Origin of the sequence: Mesorhizobium sp. M0830, from assembly GCF_040319965.1 — a bacterium.
Classification (GTDB): domain Bacteria; phylum Pseudomonadota; class Alphaproteobacteria; order Rhizobiales; family Rhizobiaceae; genus Mesorhizobium.
Genome location: NZ_JAMYOR010000100.1, coordinates 1 through 15,131 on the forward strand (window position 1 = coordinate 1; position 15,131 = coordinate 15,131).

The following is a 15,131-nucleotide window of genomic DNA, read 5'->3' on the forward strand; positions in this document are numbered from 1 at the left end:
GAGAAGACGGACAAACCCCGTTTTACGGGGCATGCACATGCGGCATTTCGATTCACTCAAAACTTTCCCCGGACAGCCCTGCCCTTGCGGGGGAGATGCCCGGCAGGGCAGAGGGGGGTGTGAAGGATCGCTACTTCGGAGATGATGGCGGCCAGGCACCTCGACCGGCAATCATTATGCCAGCCAGGCAACCGGTTCCCATCCGCGTCGTGGCGCTGTAAATCCCGATTGCGCGGCCGCAAGCCGCTCACCACTGCCGGGAGGTTTTGCGTGTCCGATTTCATCAGGGTCAACCGGGGCGGCGATGTCGCTATCGTCACCATCGACAACCCGCCAGTCAACGCGCTGAGCTTTCATGTCCGCGAACCGCTGATGCAGGCGCTGGTCGAGCTGCGGGATGATGCGTCGGTCGCCGCCATCGTCATAGCATGCGCCGGCCGCACCTTTGTCGCCGGCGCCGACATCACCGAATTCGGCAAACCGATGCAGCAACCCGATCTGCGCGCCATCGTGGAAACGCTGGAAACCATCGCCAAGCCGACCGTCGCCGCCATTCATGGCACTGCGCTCGGCGGCGGACTGGAATTGGCGCTCGGCTGCCATTTCCGCGTTGCCGACGCCGGCGCAAAGCTCGGCCTGCCCGAGGTCAAGCTCGGCCTGTTGCCGGGCGGCGGCGGCACGGTGCGGCTGCCGCGCCTGGTAGGCGCGATGAAGGCGTTGAAGATGATCGTTTCCGGCGCGCCGATCGGCGCGGCCGAGGCGCATGAAGCCGGCCTGGTCGATGCCGTCTTCGAAGGCGATCTGACCACGCATGCCGTGAACTTCGCCAGGGAAATAGCCCGAAAGGGTGGTCCCTTCACCCCGGTGCGCGATCGCGATGACGAGCTCAAGGAGACCGACCTCGCGGCTCTCGACGCCGAGGCTGCGGACCTCGCCAGGAAGGCGCGCGGCCTTGAGGCGCCGGTCGCCTGTGCGCTGTCGGTGCGCAATGCCGCTACGCTGCCCTTCGACGCGGCGCTGGCTGCGGAGCGTGCGCTGTTCGTGAAACTGGTCGGCAGCGATCAGTCGCGGGCGCAGCGCCATCTGTTCTTCGCCGAACGCGAGGCGGCAAAGATTTCGGCCAAGGACATCGTCAAGCGCAGGATCGCCCGCGTCGGCGTCATCGGCGCCGGCACGATGGGCGGCGGCATCGCCATGGCTTTCGTCAATGGCGGCTACCCCGTCACCCTCCTGGAAACCAGCCAGGAAGCCCTGCAGCGTGGGCTGGCAACCATCGATAAGAACTATTCGGTGTCCGTCACGCGCGGTTCGCTAAGCGAAGATGCCAAGCGCCAGCGGCTCGCCCAGTTCAAGGGCTCCACCGACTATGCCGATCTTGCCGATTGCGACCTGATTATCGAGGCGGTGTTCGAGGACATGGCGGTCAAGAAGGAAGTCTTCGGCAAGATCGAAGCGGTGGCGAAGCCCGGTGCGATCCTCGCCACCAACACCTCCTATCTCGACATCAACGAAATCGCCACCTCGACCTCGCGCCCGCAGGATGTGGTCGGCCTGCACTTCTTCTCGCCGGCCAATGTCATGAAGCTGCTGGAGATCGTGCGGGCGCAGAGGACCGCGCCCGATGCGCTGGCGACCGTCGTCGACCTGGCGCGGCGGATCGGCAAGGTGGCTGTCGTCGTTGGCGTCTGCCATGGCTTCGTCGGCAACCGCATGCTGGCGGCGCGTGGCTTGGAATCGGAAGCGCTGCTTTTGGAAGGCGCTACCCCACGCCAGATCGACCAGGCATTTGCCGATTTCGGCTGGCCGATGGGGCCTTTCCAGATGAGCGATCTCGCCGGACTCGACATTGGCTGGCGCAACCGCAAGGCGCGCGGCCTGACAGCCGTCATCGCCGATACGCTCTGCGAGCAAGGACGGTTCGGCCAGAAGACCGGCAAGGGGTTCTATCTCTACGAGAACGGTTCGCGCACACCGGTTCCGGACCCGAAAGTCGAGGCGCTGATCCGCGCCAAGGCGGACGAAAAGGGCATCGCTCCGCGCGCGATTAGTGCGGAAGAAATCACAGAGCGCACGCTCTATCCCCTAATCAATGAGGGCGCGAAGATCCTGGAGGAAGGGATCGCGGCCCGCGCGTCCGACATCGATGTCGTCTGGGTCAACGGCTATGGATTTCCGGTCGGCAAGGGTGGCCCGATGTTCTGGGCCGATCTCGAAGGTGCGGCCAGGATCGTCGAGCGGCTCGAGTACTGGCATCAGCGGACTGGCAAGGACGTGTTCCGCGTGGCCCCGTTGCTCAGGCGAATGGCCGAGACCGGTTCCTGGGAAGCCGAGGGATAGCGGACTTAGCGGATACGCGCGTCGATGATCTCGACGAAGCGTGCGAACAGGCCGGCCTGCGATTTGCGGTGAGAGCATCGGCCGAGACCATGATTTGGGCGCCAGCCTCTTTGTTTCAGCGCCTTTGCGATAGACTGCCCCACGACTTTTCCGTGCTGCCGGTCGGTAGCCAAGACTATGGTCCGATCGGCATGGGACTTCAGTGCCACGGCGGCCCATGGTCGAACATTCCTTTGAAATATCAGATGGTTACGCATGCCGGCGATTCCAGATCGCGTATTGAGACGGCATTTGTCTAAAGTTTACTCTGTACAATTAGGAATTCCTCATACGACGGTCGCTAGCGGTTGGGCGAAGAGTGGCGATTCCCCGAGGAGATATCATGACAAACCGAAAAACTCTGTTCGCGGCGCTTGCCGCGTTGGCGCTCCTGGCGTCTCCGGCGATAGCCGGAGCCGGCGGCAACGGGCACGGTAACGGCGGCGGCAATGGGGGTGGAAATGGCCACGGTGGCGGCAATGGCAACGGCCATGGCAACAGCGGCGCTTCGCACGGCAAGTCGTCCGCTCCTGGACAGGTGGCCAAGGCCGAAGCGGAAGACACCACGCTCGACACGACCACAAAGGTCTCGTCCGTGCCCAAGGAGAAGAACATCCACGCCAAGCTTGGCCGGCTGAACTCGCTGCAGCGTAACATCAACGCCTACATGAACTCCAAGAGCAAGAAGTTCGCTGCCATCCAGGCTTTCGTGACGCAGTCCGCGAAAGCCAAGGTCGCCCAGGCCGCGGCTGAAGCGGCCCAAGCCAAGTTGAATGCGCTGAATGCGCAGTTGACTGCGCTGACGTCGCTGACGCCCGAGCAGATTGCCGCGCTGTCGACCGAAGACCAGGCGGCCTTGCCTGGGAAGATAACGGATCTGCAAGCCGAAATCACTGCCCAGGAGGCAGAGGTCACCGCCGCCAATGACGCGGCGACGGCGGCAGCGGTCGGCACCGACGATGTATCGCTCGACGCGGCGCTGACGGACATGGCCAACAAGCCGGTCGACGACGAGGTCACGGCCTGGGCCCAGGGCGTCCTTGCCGATAAGATCGACCAGACGGCGGCCGCGATTGAAGCGGAAACGACGCCGTAGCGAATCGTCGCCGAAACGGCGGTAGCCAGTTAATAAAGATGCCGCCGGGCCTCGCCCGGCGGCATTGCTGTTTCCCGGCCATGATTGGGCTGGTTTCCCGGTCCGGCCGTCTTCAACCAGTCTGCGAAGGTGATCATTGCCCGCGAGTTCTGGCGTCTGCGCCGCACCCAGAGCGAGCAGCGGCCGACATCAACCGTGACATCGTCGATGTCTTCCGGTTGCAGCAATCGCTGCGCGAACACGTGAATATACTCGACCATCTTGAAAGCCGGCAGTATGAGTTGGCTGCCGATCTGCTTCGCATTCGTCTGCGGCTCTCCGCTCCCGCGCTGTTCGGCATGATCCGCCGGCCGGATGACGAGGATTAATTGACGCGTAAAGCCAGCCCGACCATTGCGCTGTTTCCCGAAGCGAGTTTCGGACCTGCATTGAATTGCGTCGGCTTCGCGCAGGCACTGCGTGTAAGAGGCGCCCGGTCCGGGGACGGGCACGACAAGGCCCGCCGGGCGGGCGAGACCGGTGTCGGCGAACATATTGGCCGTGATGCCTGGACCGAAGGAGTACTGAGAGAGCGATTCTCGGCCTGCTGGCCGACGACGCCATGCGTGCCTGCCTCAGAGACAACGCAGCCCAAATGACGCTGCGACCTGGAGCGGATTTAGCCGCGCAAGCCATACTCTCTCGGATACGGACATGAACGAAATGCCTGACCAAATCACGAATATCTCGCTCTCCAGCCGCAACGATCCCAAAGCCTGGTTGGCCCAGCACGGCATCAACGAGGTCGAGTGCCTGGTGCCCGACATGAATGGCGTCCTGCGCGGCAAGGCCCTACCGACGGCCAAGTTCCTCCAGGCGCTGGAAGACCGCGCGCTCTATCTGCCGAGCAGCGCCTTCCTGGTCAGCATCGATGGCCGCTATTCCGGCTCGATCGACGAAGGTTTTGCCTATTCCGACCCAGACATGCGCATGGTGCCGGACCTTTCGACGCTCTGCCTGGCGCCCGGCGCCGGTGCTGGCAAGGCCTATGTCTTTGCCGATGCCTTCCACATGGACGGCAGGCCATGGATGGCGTCGCCACGCCATGTGCTGCGGGCCGTGCTCGATCTTTACCACCAGCGCGGCTGGCGAGCAGTGGTGGCGCCGGAGCTCGAATTCTATCTGACCGCGCCCAATCCCGATCCCGACCAGCCGCTGATCGCACCGGTCGGCAGCAATGGCCGCGCTGAAACCGTACAGCATCCCTATGACATGGCGGCGCTCGAGGAATTCGAGCCGGTGATCCGCCGCATCTATGATTATGCGGCGGCCGCCGGGCTGCCGCTCGGCACGCTGATCCACGAGTCAGGCACGGCACAGTTGGAAATCAATTTCCTGCATGGCGATGCGCTGCCGCTGGCCGACAAGGTGTTGTTGTTCAAGCGGCTGACGCGCCAAGCCGCGCAGCAAAACGGCATGCATGCCACCTTCATGGCCAAGCCGATCGCGGCGCAGGCGGGCAGCTCGATGCATCTGCACATGTCCATCATCGACGAGGCCGGCAAGACGCTGTTTGCCAACACTGATGATGCCGATACCGAGATGTTCGGCCATTTCATCGGCGGCCTGCAGAAATATGTCCCCGAAATCATGCTGCTGTTTGCGCCCAACGTGAACTCGTTCCGCCGCATAAGGCCGAACCACAGCGCGCCGGCCAACATCGAATGGTCGCATGACAATCGCTCCTGCGGCCTACGCGTGCCGGCTGGCGGCCGTGCCGCTCGGCGGGTGGAGAACCGGCTTCCGGGAGCTGATTCCAATCCCTACCTGGCAATCGCCGGCTCGCTGCTTGCCGGCTATCTCGGCGTCGAGCAAAAGATCGCACGGTCGGCCGAGGCGTCGGGCAACGCCTACAAGATCAAAAGCACGCTGCCGAAGACCATGGAGGAGGCGCTTGACCGTTTCGCTGCTTGCGACCCGGTGCGGGAACTGCTCGGCGAGGATTTCTTCCAGACCTATCTGCGCGTCAAGAGCGTCGAACTCGACCTGTTCCAGGCCGTGGTGACGAGCTGGGAACGCGACCACCTGCTGCTCAAGGTGTGATGATGGGCTTCAATTCCGAGGGCTTTAATTCCGGTTTGGATATCGGCAAATCCTACTATGTCGCGACGGCAAACCCGTCGCCGGACCATGCCGCCCTGCAGGGCGATGTCGACGCCGACCTCGTGGTCGTCGGCGGCGGCTGCACCGGCCTGTCCGCCGCCCTTCACGCTGCCGAGCGCGGCTTGAAGGTGGTGCTGCTCGAAGGCGGAAAGATCGGCTGGGGCGCCTCGGGGCGCAATGGCGGCCAGATGATCCCCGGCCTGCGCAAGGGCGCCAAAGGCCTGGTCAAGCTCTATGGGCCCGAGCGGGCAAAGGCGCTGTTCGATCTTGCGTTCGAGGCGCGCGGGCTGGTGCTCGATATCATCGAGCGCCACGCCATCGATTGCGATCTCAGGCTGACCGGTCATCTCGTCGGCGCGGTCAACGGCTCCGATCTCAGGGACCTTGAGGAAGAGGCCGAGTGCCTGGCCACGGTGATGAAGTTCCCGCATGCCGAAATCCTCTCGGCGGCGGACGCCCGCAGCAGGGTCGACACGCCCTATCATGGCGCGATGTACGAGCCGCTCGGCGGCCACATGCATCCGCTGAACTATACGCTCGGCCTCGCCCACGCCGCGGTCGCTGCCGGTGTCACCATCCACGAGAATTCGGTGGCCGCGCGGCTGGAGCGCGAGCCTTCGATCCGGGTCTCGACATCGAAAGGTTCGGTTCGGGCAAAACACGTCGTGCTGGCGGGCGATGCGCTGCTCAACGGACTGGAGCCGCGCGTCAACAGTCGCATCATGCCGGTGGTCAACTACATCGTCGCCACCGAGCCGCTGGAGGGCAAACGCAATGTCATCCCGGCCAATGTCGCGGTGTCCGACACGCGTTTCGTTGTCAATTACTACCGGATGTCGGCGGATGGACGCCTGCTGTTCGGCGGCGGCGAGCGCTACACGCCGTCGCCGCCGGCAGACATTGTCGGCTTCGTGCGCCCGCATATGGAAGCCACTTTCCCGCAGCTGAAGGGTTGCCGCATCGATCACGCCTGGGGCGGGCTGGTGTCGGTGACGACATCGCGGCTGCCGCATGTCGGGCACTATGGCGAGGTCTATTTCGCGCATGGCTATTCCGGCAAGGGCGTCATCCTGTCGACGCTGTCGGGCAAGCTGCTGGTCGAAGCGATCACCGGCGATGCCTCGCGGCTCGACCTGTTCTCGACGCTGACCCCAATGCCGTTCCCAGGCGGCACGGCGCTGCGCGGTCCGCTCTATGTGCTGGGGATGCTGTGGTACGCAATGCGTGATCGGATTAAGCATTGAGGACTTCGTCGTTGTCATCGTCGCTCGAGGATGACGGACCTGATGTAGTAGATGCCGACTGCACATACGAAACACGTGTTCGCAATACGAACTTTTTCGAATCCGGAGCCGATGCGATGGTCAAGTTCCTGCCGCTCAAACACGCCGTTGCGGAGAATTTGAACCATGGCGACACCGCTGCCTTCGAGGGTTTCACCCATCTGATCCCGACGGCGGCGGCGCATGAGGCGATCCGCCAGGGGTTTCGCGACCTGACATTGATCCGCATGACACCGGACCTGATCTACGACCAGATGATCGGCATGGGCATGGCGAAGAAAATCGTCTTCTCCTATCTCGGCAATCCCGGCGTTGGCCTGCTGCGGCGCGCCCGCGATGCCATCGAGAACGGTTATCCGCGCGCGCTCGAGGTCGAGGAGCACAGCCATGCCGGCATGGCCAACGCCTATGAGGCAGGTGCTGCCGGCCTGCCTTGCGCGGTGTTTCGCGGCTATCGCGGCACTGGGCTGGCGACAGTCAATCCGAACATCAAACCGGTCTCTTGTCCGTTCACCGGCGAGGTGCTGGCGGCCGTTCCTTCGATCCGGCCAGACGTCACCTTCATCCATGCGCAGAAGGCCGACAGGAAGGGCAATGTACTGGTCGAGGGCATCATCGGCATCCAGAAGGAAGCTGTCCTGGCGGCCAAACGGGCGGTGGCGACGGTCGAGGAAGTGGTCGACAATTTCGACGATCTGCACCCCAATTTGACCGTGCTGCCGCGCTGGACGATCGCGGCGATATCCGTCGTACCCGGCGGCTCGCATCCGTCCTACGCGCATGGCTATTATGCGCGCGACAATGCCGCCTATCTCGAATGGGACGAGGTCGCCGCCGACCGCGAGAAATTCCAGGCGTGGATGCAGGCCAACGTTATCGAGAAGAGCGCCGACGACTTCGCCGGGCGGGTCGAGCATCTGAGGAAACCGACATGAGCGAGCTGTCGTTCACCCCCAACGAGATGATGACCATCGCCGCCAGCCGGGCGCTGCGGAATGACGATGTCTGCTTCGTCGGCATCGGGGCGCCGTCCGCTGCCTGCAATGTAGCGCGGCTGACACACGCGCCTGACATCACCTTGATCTACGAGAGCGGCACGATCGGCACCGCGCCCGACGTGCTGCCGCTGTCGATCGGCGACGGCGAATTGTGCGAGACCGCCGTTACCACCGTCGCGGTGCCGGAGATGTTCCGCTACTGGCTGCAGGGCGGCCGTATCTCGATCGGCTTCCTCGGTGCGGCGCAGCTAGACAAGTTCGGTAACATCAACACCACCGTCATCGGCGACTATTTTCGCCCGAAGACCCGGCTGCCCGGCGGCGGCGGCGCGCCGGAGATCGCGACCTCGTCGAAGGAAATCTACATTACCATGGCGCAGACCAAGCGCGGCATGGTCGAGAAGATCGACTTCTTCACCTCCTTTGGCCATGGCGAGGGTGGCGATCATCGCCAACGCCTTGGCATCGACACCGCAGGCCCCACACTATTGATCACCGATCTCGCCGTCTGGAAGCCGGATCCGGTGACGAAGGAATTCACCGTGGTGTCGCTGCATCCCGGCGTCACCCGCCAGCAGGTGCAGGAGAGCTGTGGCTGGGTGGCTAAGTTCGCCGAGGCGCTTGACGAAACGCCGGCGCCAAGCGAACTCGAATTGAAGACGTTGCGCGACCTGCAGGCCCGCACCAGGGCGGCGCATGAGGGAGCCGGAAAAGCAAAGGCTGCATGACATGGCCGAGGCCTATATCTGCGACTACATCCGCACGCCGATCGGCCGCTTCGGCGGTTCGCTGTCGTCGGTGCGCACAGACGACCTTGGCGCGATACCCTTAAGGGCACTGGTCGAGCGCAATCCCGGAATCGACTGGCAGGCGATCGACGACGTCGTCTATGGTTGCGCCAACCAGGCCGGCGAGGACAACCGCAACGTGGCGCGCATGGCGCTGTTGCTGGCCGGGCTGCCGAAGGAGATTTCGGGTTCGACGGTCAATCGCCTGTGCGGTTCGGGCATGGATGCGCTGACCATTGCGGCCAGGGCCATCAAGGCCGGCGAAGCCGAGTTGATGATCGCGGGCGGCGTCGAATCGATGAGCCGCGCGCCCTTCGTCATGCCCAAGGCCGACACTGCGTTTTCGCGCAATGCCGAGATCTACGACACCACCATCGGCTGGCGCTTCGTCAACCCGCTGATGAAGAAGCAATATGGCGTCGATTCGATGCCGGAGACCGGCGAGAACGTCGCGGAAGAGTTCGCCATCTCCCGCGCGGACCAGGATGCCTTTGCCGCGCGCAGCCAGGACAGGGCAGTCGTCGCGCAAGCCAATGGAAGGCTGGCCAAGGAGATCACCCCAGTGACGATCCCGCAGCGCAAAGGCGATCCGATTGTCGTCGCCAAGGACGAGCATCCCCGTGCCGGCACTACCGTCGAGGCGCTGGCCAAGCTGCCGACGCCGTTCCGGCAGGGCGGCACGGTAACGGCCGGCAACGCCTCGGGCGTCAATGACGGGGCGGCGGCGCTGATCGTTGCCTCGGAGGCCGCGATTAAGAAATATGGCCTGACGCCGATCGCCCGCATTCTCGGCGGTGCCGCCGCAGGCGTGGCGCCCCGCATCATGGGGATCGGCCCGGCGCCGGCGACGCAAAAACTTTGCGCACGGCTCGGGCTGACGCCAAGACAGTTCGACGTCATCGAGCTCAACGAGGCCTTTGCCTCGCAAGGCATCGCGGTGCTGCGCCAGCTCGGCATCGCCGAGGATGCCGGGCATGTCAACCCGAATGGCGGCGCCATCGCGCTCGGCCATCCCTTGGGCATGTCGGGCGCACGCATATCCGGAACGGCTGCGCTGGAACTTCGCGAGCGTGGCGACCGTTTTGCGCTGGCAACCATGTGCATCGGCGTCGGCCAGGGCATCGCGATCGCGCTCGAACGGGTTTGATCACAGGCCTTTGCCAAATTTGACCGCGTGGACAAAAGTTCAGCGTCGTTCCATAGTTCCCCGTCTGAATATTTTCACGAACAGCCGGCTCGACACGGCTGTCGAACAGAGGGGAATGCAATGGAAAACCGGAAGAACAGAGTCCAGGTAAAACGCGAAGGGATTTCGCGGCGCAACGTGCTGGAACTCGGCGCGCTTGGCCTGGCCGCAGCCATGCTGCCGGGCGCTGCCTTCGGCAAGGACAAGAAGCTGAAGGTCGCGGCGATCTTCGCCACGCCGATCGAGGAGCCGTGGGACAACCAGATCCATGTCGCCTTGCAGAAGGCTGAGAAGGAACTCGGCATCGAATACAAATGGTCCGAGAAGGTGCAGACCGCCGATTTCAGCCGCGTCATGCGCGAATATGCGCAAGGCGGCTATCAGTTGGTGTTGGGCGATGCCTTCGCCGCCGAGCGCGAGTCGCGCCGCACCGCCAAGCAGTTCCCGAAGACCGCTTTCCTGTTCGGCTCGGGTGCCGGGCCTGCGGAACCCAATTTCGGCGTTTTCGACAATTGGATCCACGAGCCGGCCTATCTCGCCGGCATGATCGCCGGCAAGATGTCGAAGTCGGGCACGATCGGCGCGGTCGCGGCGATGGGCATTCCGGAGGTGAACCGGCTGGTCAACGCCTTCTTCGCCGGCGCCAAGGAGGTCAATCCCAACATCAAGAAGAAGGTAGCCTTCATCGGTTCCTTCTTCGATCCGCCAAAGGCCAAGGAAGCGGCGGTCGCGCAGATCGACGCAGGTGCCGACGTCATCTACGCCGAGCGCTTCGGCGTCATCGAAGCGGCTGTGGACAAGAAGATCCTCGCCATCTCCAACATGTCCGACCAGTCGAGCCTCGGCCCTGACACAGTGATCACCGGTCCCGTTTGGGACATGTATCCGACGGTCGAGCAGGCGATCAAACTGGTCAAGGCCGGCGTCTTCACCGCGCAGGATTATGGCGATTTCTCGCGCATGGCCAAGGGCGGCTCGTTCTTGGCGCCCTACCACAAGTTCGACAAGACGCTGCCGGCGGACGTCAAGGAGTTGGTCGAGAAGAAGAAGGCCGAGATTCTCGAAGGCAATTTCCGCGTCGACGTGGATGAGAACACGCCGGTTTCGGATTGATGGCCGGCTTTTAGGGGTGGTGCTAGGCGCCCCCCTCTGTCCTGCCGGACATCTCCCCCTCAAGGGGGGAGATTGGCAGCTTCGTTGACGCGCCGTTTTTTCAGGGCGGAAAATTGGCGAAGGCCGAAAGTGACATCCGATCTCCCCCCTTGAGGGGGAGATGGCCGGCAGGCCAGAGGGGGGTGCAGCGCCGCCCCATCCGTCGATTCCAATTCCGATCAGGAGCATCCTTGCCCTTACCCGCCCCCCTTATCGAAATGCGCGGCATCACCAAGAGCTTTGCCGCGGTCAAGGCCAACGAGGCTGTCGATCTTAGCGTCGCTCCCGGCGAAATCCTCGGACTGCTGGGCGAGAACGGCGCCGGCAAGACGACGCTGATGAACGTGCTGTTCGGCGCCTATGCGCCCGACGCCGGCGAGATACTCATCCAGGGCCAGCCGGTGCGGATCACCAGTTCGGCCGATGCGCTGGCTGCAGGCATTGGCATGGTGCACCAGCATTTTCATCTCGCGCCGCGGCTCACTGTGCTGGAAAACCTTCTGATCGGCATTCCCGGCAAGACAGGACGGATCGACCGCGCCGGTGGGCTGGCACGGCTGGCAGAGATCGGCCGCCGACATGGCCTCACACTTGACCCGGACTTGCCGGTCTCGGCGCTGTCGGTCGGTGAGCAGCAGCGGCTCGAAATCGTCAAGGCGCTGTTTCGCGGCGCCAGGCTGCTGATCCTCGACGAACCGACGGCGGTGCTGGCGCCGAGCGAGGTCGACGGACTGTTTTCGGCATTGCGCTCGATGGCGGCGCAAGGTCTCGGCATCATCTTCATCTCGCACAAGCTCAACGAGGTGCGGGCGCTGACGCATCGCTGCACGGTGCTGCGGCATGGCCGCGTTGCCGGTCGTGTCGATGACCCCGCCAACACGACATCGGCCGCAATGGCGCAATTGATGTGCGGACACGAGATCGTGCCGCCGGCGCGGGGACCATCGACGCCCGGTGCTGATGTGCTCACCCTCAAGGGCATCTCGACATCGCATCATTCGGGTACGCCGCTGCGCGACGTGTCGCTTGCCGTTCGTGCCGGTGAGATCCTCGGCATTGCCGGCGTGTCGGGCAACGGCCAGCGTGCCTTGGCGGAGGTGATTTCCGGGACGCGTGTGCCTGACGCCGGCCAGATGACGATCGCCGGCAGCAAGGTCACACGCTTCTCGCCGCGCGAGGTGCAGGCGCTTGGCCTTGGCCGCATCCCGGAAGACCGCATGACCACCGGGCTGGTCACCAACCTGCCGCTCGCCGATTCGATGGTGCTGCCACGCATCGGCACCGCCGCTTTCAGCAGCAGGGGCCTGCTCAAGCCGGATGCGATCCGCGCCTTCACTGAAGAGCAGATCAAGGCCTATGATATCAGGTGCCCTGGGCCGATGACCCGGGCTGGGGCACTGTCCGGCGGCAATCTGCAGAAAGCGCTGCTGGCGCGTGAACTCGCCTTCGATCCGAAGGTGCTTGTTGTCTCGCAGCCGACGCGCGGCCTCGATATCGGAGCCGCCCGCTTCATCCACGAGAAATTCCTCGACATGCGGGCGAAGGGCTGCGGCATCGTCGTCATCGGCGAGGATCTCGAAGAGCTGCTGGTGCTCTGCGACCGCATCGCGGTGATGTATGAGGGCCGCATCGTCGGCACGCTCGACAGCGCCGATGCGACGATCGCGCGGCTTGGCCTGATGATGACCGGGGCGGAGGGGAGAGTCTAGATGAACCTTCTGGCGGCGCTGACCCCCACCCCCAACCCCTCCCCACAAGGGGGAGGGGGATGCTGCCGCGCGCCGTTCACACAGCTTCCGAGCCCAAACTTCAGCCGTTTTGTCGTGGTCAGCGCCTCCGAGAGTTCCCCTCCTTGTGGGGAGGGGCTAGGGGTGGGGGTTCCTCTTCGTCAGAATCCTTGTTCGACAGACCGAACAGAGGGTGCCGCCTAATGTTCCGCCTGGAAGTCCGCGCAAGCACTCCTGCCTGGTTCAATCTGGCTTTGCCGCTGCTGGCGATCGGCGCCACGCTTGTCCTGTGCAGCGGGCTCATCGAGCTAGCCGGCGCCGGCGTACTCGAATCCTATGGCGTGATGTTCACGGCATCTCTCGGCGATAGCTATGCCACTACCGAAACCATGGTGCGCGCAGCACCGATGATCTTCACCGGACTGGCGGTCGCGGTCGCCTTCCGGGCCAAATTCTGGAACATCGGCGCCGAGGGGCAATTGCTGGCCGGCGCCGTGGCCAGCTGCTTTGTCGGCGCGATCCCCATGCCGGGGCCGCTCGCCATGTTCTTGATGGCGGTGGCCGGGGCTGCGGCCGGCGCTGCGGTAGCCCTTGTTCCCGCCACGCTGCGGGTGAAATTCAAGGTCGACGATGTCGTCAGTTCGCTGCTGCTCAACTCGGTCATCTATTATGCGCTGATGGCGCTGATCGAGGGGCCGTGGAAGGACACGTTCAGCGGCTATCCGATCTCACCGCCGATTGAGGATTCGGCGAACTTTCCGGTGCTGCTCGAGGGCACAAGGCTGCATCTCGGCGTCCTCGTGGCGCTGATCGCGGCGCCGCTGATCTGGTTCCTGATCGTGCGCACGACACTCGGTTTCAGGATCAGGGTCACCGGCGAAAACCAGGAAGCGGCCAGATATGGCGGCATCCATGTCGAGCGCGTGCTGATCTCGACCGCTCTGCTGTCCGGCGCGCTGGCCGGGCTGGCCGGCGTTGGCGAGGTCGGCGGCGTGCATTTCCAGGTGATGAGCGACATCTCGCCGGGCTACGGCTATTCTGGCATCGTCGTTGCCATGCTGGCGCGGCTCAATCCGCTCGGTGTCGTGCCGGCGGCGATCTTCCTGGCCGCCGTCATGACCGGCGCCGAGGCGATGTCGCGAGCAACCGGCGTGCCGGCGTTCCTCAGCGACGTCATCCAGGGCACCGCATTGCTCGCCATGCTGGTGGCGCTGCTGTTCACCGCCTATCGCATCCGTCGCGTCGGGGCTGCCCGATGAGCGCGGTGTTCGAACAAATCTTTCAGGTAGGCTTCCTCGCCGCCATCATTCGCATCGCCACGCCGCTGGCGTTTGCGACGCTCGGCGAAATGTTCTCCGAGCGCGCCGGAGTGCTCAATCTCGGCATCGAAGGCATCATGCTTTTGTCGGCGATGACCGGCTTCACCGCCGCCAGCCTCAGCGGCAGCCTGTGGCTCGGCGTGCTGGCGGCGGTACTGACCGGCATGCTGATGGGCGCGCTGCATGCGCTGTTTACGGTGGTGCTGGGCTTGAGCCAGCATGTCTGCGGCATCGGCGTGACGCTGTTCTCGTCGGGCCTTGCCTACTTCCTTTACCGGCTGATCTTTGGCCAGCAGTCGGTGCCGCCCAGCATCAAGGGGTTCGAGACGCTGCCGATCCCCGTCCTCTCCGGCATCCCGGTGCTCGGGCCGGCGGTGTTCAACCAGTTTGCGCTGGTCTACATGGCGATCCTTGCGATCCCACTGGCCGCCTTCGTGCTCTACCGCACGCCTTGGGGCCTGTCGGTGCGCATGGTCGGTGAAAACCCGCGCGCCGCCGATTCGGCCGGTGTCAGCGTCATCGCCACACGCTTCCAGGCGGTTGTCCTCGGCGGCGCGCTGATGGGGCTTGCCGGCGCCTTCCTGTCGATGGCGCAGTTCAACGCCTTCACCTTCGGCGTGGTGTCGGGGCGCGGCTGGGTGGCGATCGCACTGGTCGTCTTCGGCCGCTGGGATCCGTGGCGCTCGGCAGGGGCCGCGCTGCTGTTCGCCTTTGTCGATGCCTTGCAGCTGCGCATGCAGGCCAGCGGGCTCGGGCACATCCCCTACGAAACGTTCCTGATGCTGCCCTTCATTTTCACCATCGTCGCCATGGCGGTGATGTCGCGCAATGCGGTGGCGCCCTCGGCGCTGCTCAAGCCATTTCGACGGGAAGAGCGGTAGGCGAGCAGGACTTGGGTTCCTCGCCCCCGTGAGACGGGGGAGAGGTGGCCGCGAAGCGGTCGGAGAGGGGGAGCAACGCTGGTGAATTCTCTATGAGGCCATAAGACACGTCGAGCCTTGACCCCGCACCCGCGGCGCGGAAGCCGCGCCCCACCCCCCACCACCAAAGCGGGAGGGAGGGAA

12 protein-coding genes are annotated in these 15,131 nt (G+C 64.1%); 11 read left to right on the plus strand and 1 reads right to left on the minus strand.

The window, feature by feature from the left end:
* The first annotated feature begins 270 nt into the window (after positions 1 to 270).
* Positions 271 to 2,337 carry a 3-hydroxyacyl-CoA dehydrogenase NAD-binding domain-containing protein gene (locus NKI20_RS32260; protein WP_352837961.1) on the plus strand — a complete coding sequence of 689 codons (2,067 nt, stop codon included), beginning with the start codon at positions 271 to 273 and terminating at the stop codon, positions 2,335 to 2,337.
* 382 nt (positions 2,338 to 2,719) lie between these two features.
* Positions 2,720 to 3,472, plus strand: a complete 753-nt coding sequence (locus NKI20_RS32265; protein ID WP_352837963.1) for a hypothetical protein — start codon at positions 2,720 to 2,722, stop codon at positions 3,470 to 3,472.
* Positions 3,473 to 3,501: 29 nt separating this feature from the next.
* On the opposite strand, the gene NKI20_RS32270 is transcribed toward NKI20_RS32265, so the two are convergent.
* Complete coding sequence (locus tag NKI20_RS32270) at positions 3,502 to 4,005, minus strand: hypothetical protein (protein ID WP_352606896.1); 504 nt, start codon at positions 4,003 to 4,005, stop codon at positions 3,502 to 3,504.
* 169 nt (positions 4,006 to 4,174) lie between these two features.
* On the opposite strand from NKI20_RS32270, the gene NKI20_RS32275 reads away from it, so the two are divergent.
* The 9 genes from NKI20_RS32275 to NKI20_RS32315 all read left to right on the plus strand — a co-directional run bounded on the left by NKI20_RS32275 (position 4,175) and on the right by NKI20_RS32315 (position 14,948).
* A complete protein-coding gene (locus tag NKI20_RS32275; protein WP_352606946.1) occupies positions 4,175 to 5,554 on the plus strand; it encodes a glutamine synthetase family protein in 1,380 nt (459 codons plus the stop codon).
* On the plus strand, positions 5,554 to 6,858 hold the full coding sequence (locus NKI20_RS32280; RefSeq protein ID WP_352837966.1) for an NAD(P)/FAD-dependent oxidoreductase: 1,305 nt from the start codon (positions 5,554 to 5,556) through the stop codon (positions 6,856 to 6,858). The genes NKI20_RS32275 and NKI20_RS32280 overlap by 1 nt, the downstream gene beginning before the upstream one ends.
* 116 nt (positions 6,859 to 6,974) lie before the next feature.
* On the plus strand, positions 6,975 to 7,832 hold the full coding sequence (locus tag NKI20_RS32285; protein WP_352837968.1) for a CoA transferase subunit A: 858 nt from the start codon (positions 6,975 to 6,977) through the stop codon (positions 7,830 to 7,832).
* Positions 7,829 to 8,623, plus strand: a complete 795-nt coding sequence (locus tag NKI20_RS32290; RefSeq protein ID WP_352837970.1) for a CoA-transferase subunit beta — start codon at positions 7,829 to 7,831, stop codon at positions 8,621 to 8,623. The genes NKI20_RS32285 and NKI20_RS32290 overlap by 4 nt, the downstream gene beginning before the upstream one ends.
* 1 nt (position 8,624) lies before the next feature.
* Positions 8,625 to 9,830: a 3-oxoadipyl-CoA thiolase gene (gene pcaF, locus NKI20_RS32295; protein ID WP_352837975.1), complete on the plus strand. Its 1,206-nt coding sequence runs from the start codon at positions 8,625 to 8,627 to the stop codon at positions 9,828 to 9,830.
* A 120-nt stretch (positions 9,831 to 9,950) separates the two neighbouring features.
* A complete protein-coding gene (locus tag NKI20_RS32300; RefSeq protein ID WP_023760898.1) occupies positions 9,951 to 10,982 on the plus strand; it encodes a BMP family protein in 1,032 nt (343 codons plus the stop codon).
* Between the two features lie 257 nt (positions 10,983 to 11,239).
* Positions 11,240 to 12,730, plus strand: coding sequence for an ABC transporter ATP-binding protein (locus tag NKI20_RS32305; protein ID WP_352837976.1), 1,491 nt, complete (start codon positions 11,240 to 11,242; stop codon positions 12,728 to 12,730).
* 221 nt (positions 12,731 to 12,951) lie between these two features.
* Positions 12,952 to 14,007: an ABC transporter permease gene (locus NKI20_RS32310; RefSeq protein ID WP_352837972.1), complete on the plus strand. Its 1,056-nt coding sequence runs from the start codon at positions 12,952 to 12,954 to the stop codon at positions 14,005 to 14,007.
* The gene (locus NKI20_RS32315; RefSeq protein WP_023760895.1) at positions 14,004 to 14,948 is read left to right on the plus strand and encodes an ABC transporter permease; all 945 of its coding nucleotides are present in this window, start codon (positions 14,004 to 14,006) and stop codon (positions 14,946 to 14,948) included. The genes NKI20_RS32310 and NKI20_RS32315 overlap by 4 nt, the downstream gene beginning before the upstream one ends.
* Positions 14,949 to 15,131: the final 183 nt, after the last annotated feature.

Excerpts from the sequence above, each read along its gene's own strand:
- NKI20_RS32315 (WP_023760895.1), top strand. The coding sequence starts at position 14,004 with ATGAGCGCGGTGTTCGAACAAATCTTTCAGGTAGGCTTCCTCGCCGCC.
- pcaF (WP_352837975.1), top strand. The coding sequence starts at position 8,625 with ATGGCCGAGGCCTATATCTGCGACTACATCCGCACGCCGATCGGCCGC.
- NKI20_RS32270 (WP_352606896.1), bottom strand. The coding sequence starts at position 4,005 with ATGTTCGCCGACACCGGTCTCGCCCGCCCGGCGGGCCTTGTCGTGCCC.
- NKI20_RS32300 (WP_023760898.1), top strand. The coding sequence starts at position 9,951 with ATGGAAAACCGGAAGAACAGAGTCCAGGTAAAACGCGAAGGGATTTCG.
- NKI20_RS32280 (WP_352837966.1), top strand. The coding sequence starts at position 5,554 with ATGATGGGCTTCAATTCCGAGGGCTTTAATTCCGGTTTGGATATCGGC.
- NKI20_RS32310 (WP_352837972.1), top strand. The coding sequence starts at position 12,952 with ATGTTCCGCCTGGAAGTCCGCGCAAGCACTCCTGCCTGGTTCAATCTG.
- NKI20_RS32290 (WP_352837970.1), top strand. The coding sequence starts at position 7,829 with ATGAGCGAGCTGTCGTTCACCCCCAACGAGATGATGACCATCGCCGCC.
- NKI20_RS32265 (WP_352837963.1), top strand. The coding sequence starts at position 2,720 with ATGACAAACCGAAAAACTCTGTTCGCGGCGCTTGCCGCGTTGGCGCTC.
- NKI20_RS32285 (WP_352837968.1), top strand. The coding sequence starts at position 6,975 with ATGGTCAAGTTCCTGCCGCTCAAACACGCCGTTGCGGAGAATTTGAAC.
- NKI20_RS32305 (WP_352837976.1), top strand. The coding sequence starts at position 11,240 with ATGCGCGGCATCACCAAGAGCTTTGCCGCGGTCAAGGCCAACGAGGCT.
- NKI20_RS32275 (WP_352606946.1), top strand. The coding sequence starts at position 4,175 with ATGCCTGACCAAATCACGAATATCTCGCTCTCCAGCCGCAACGATCCC.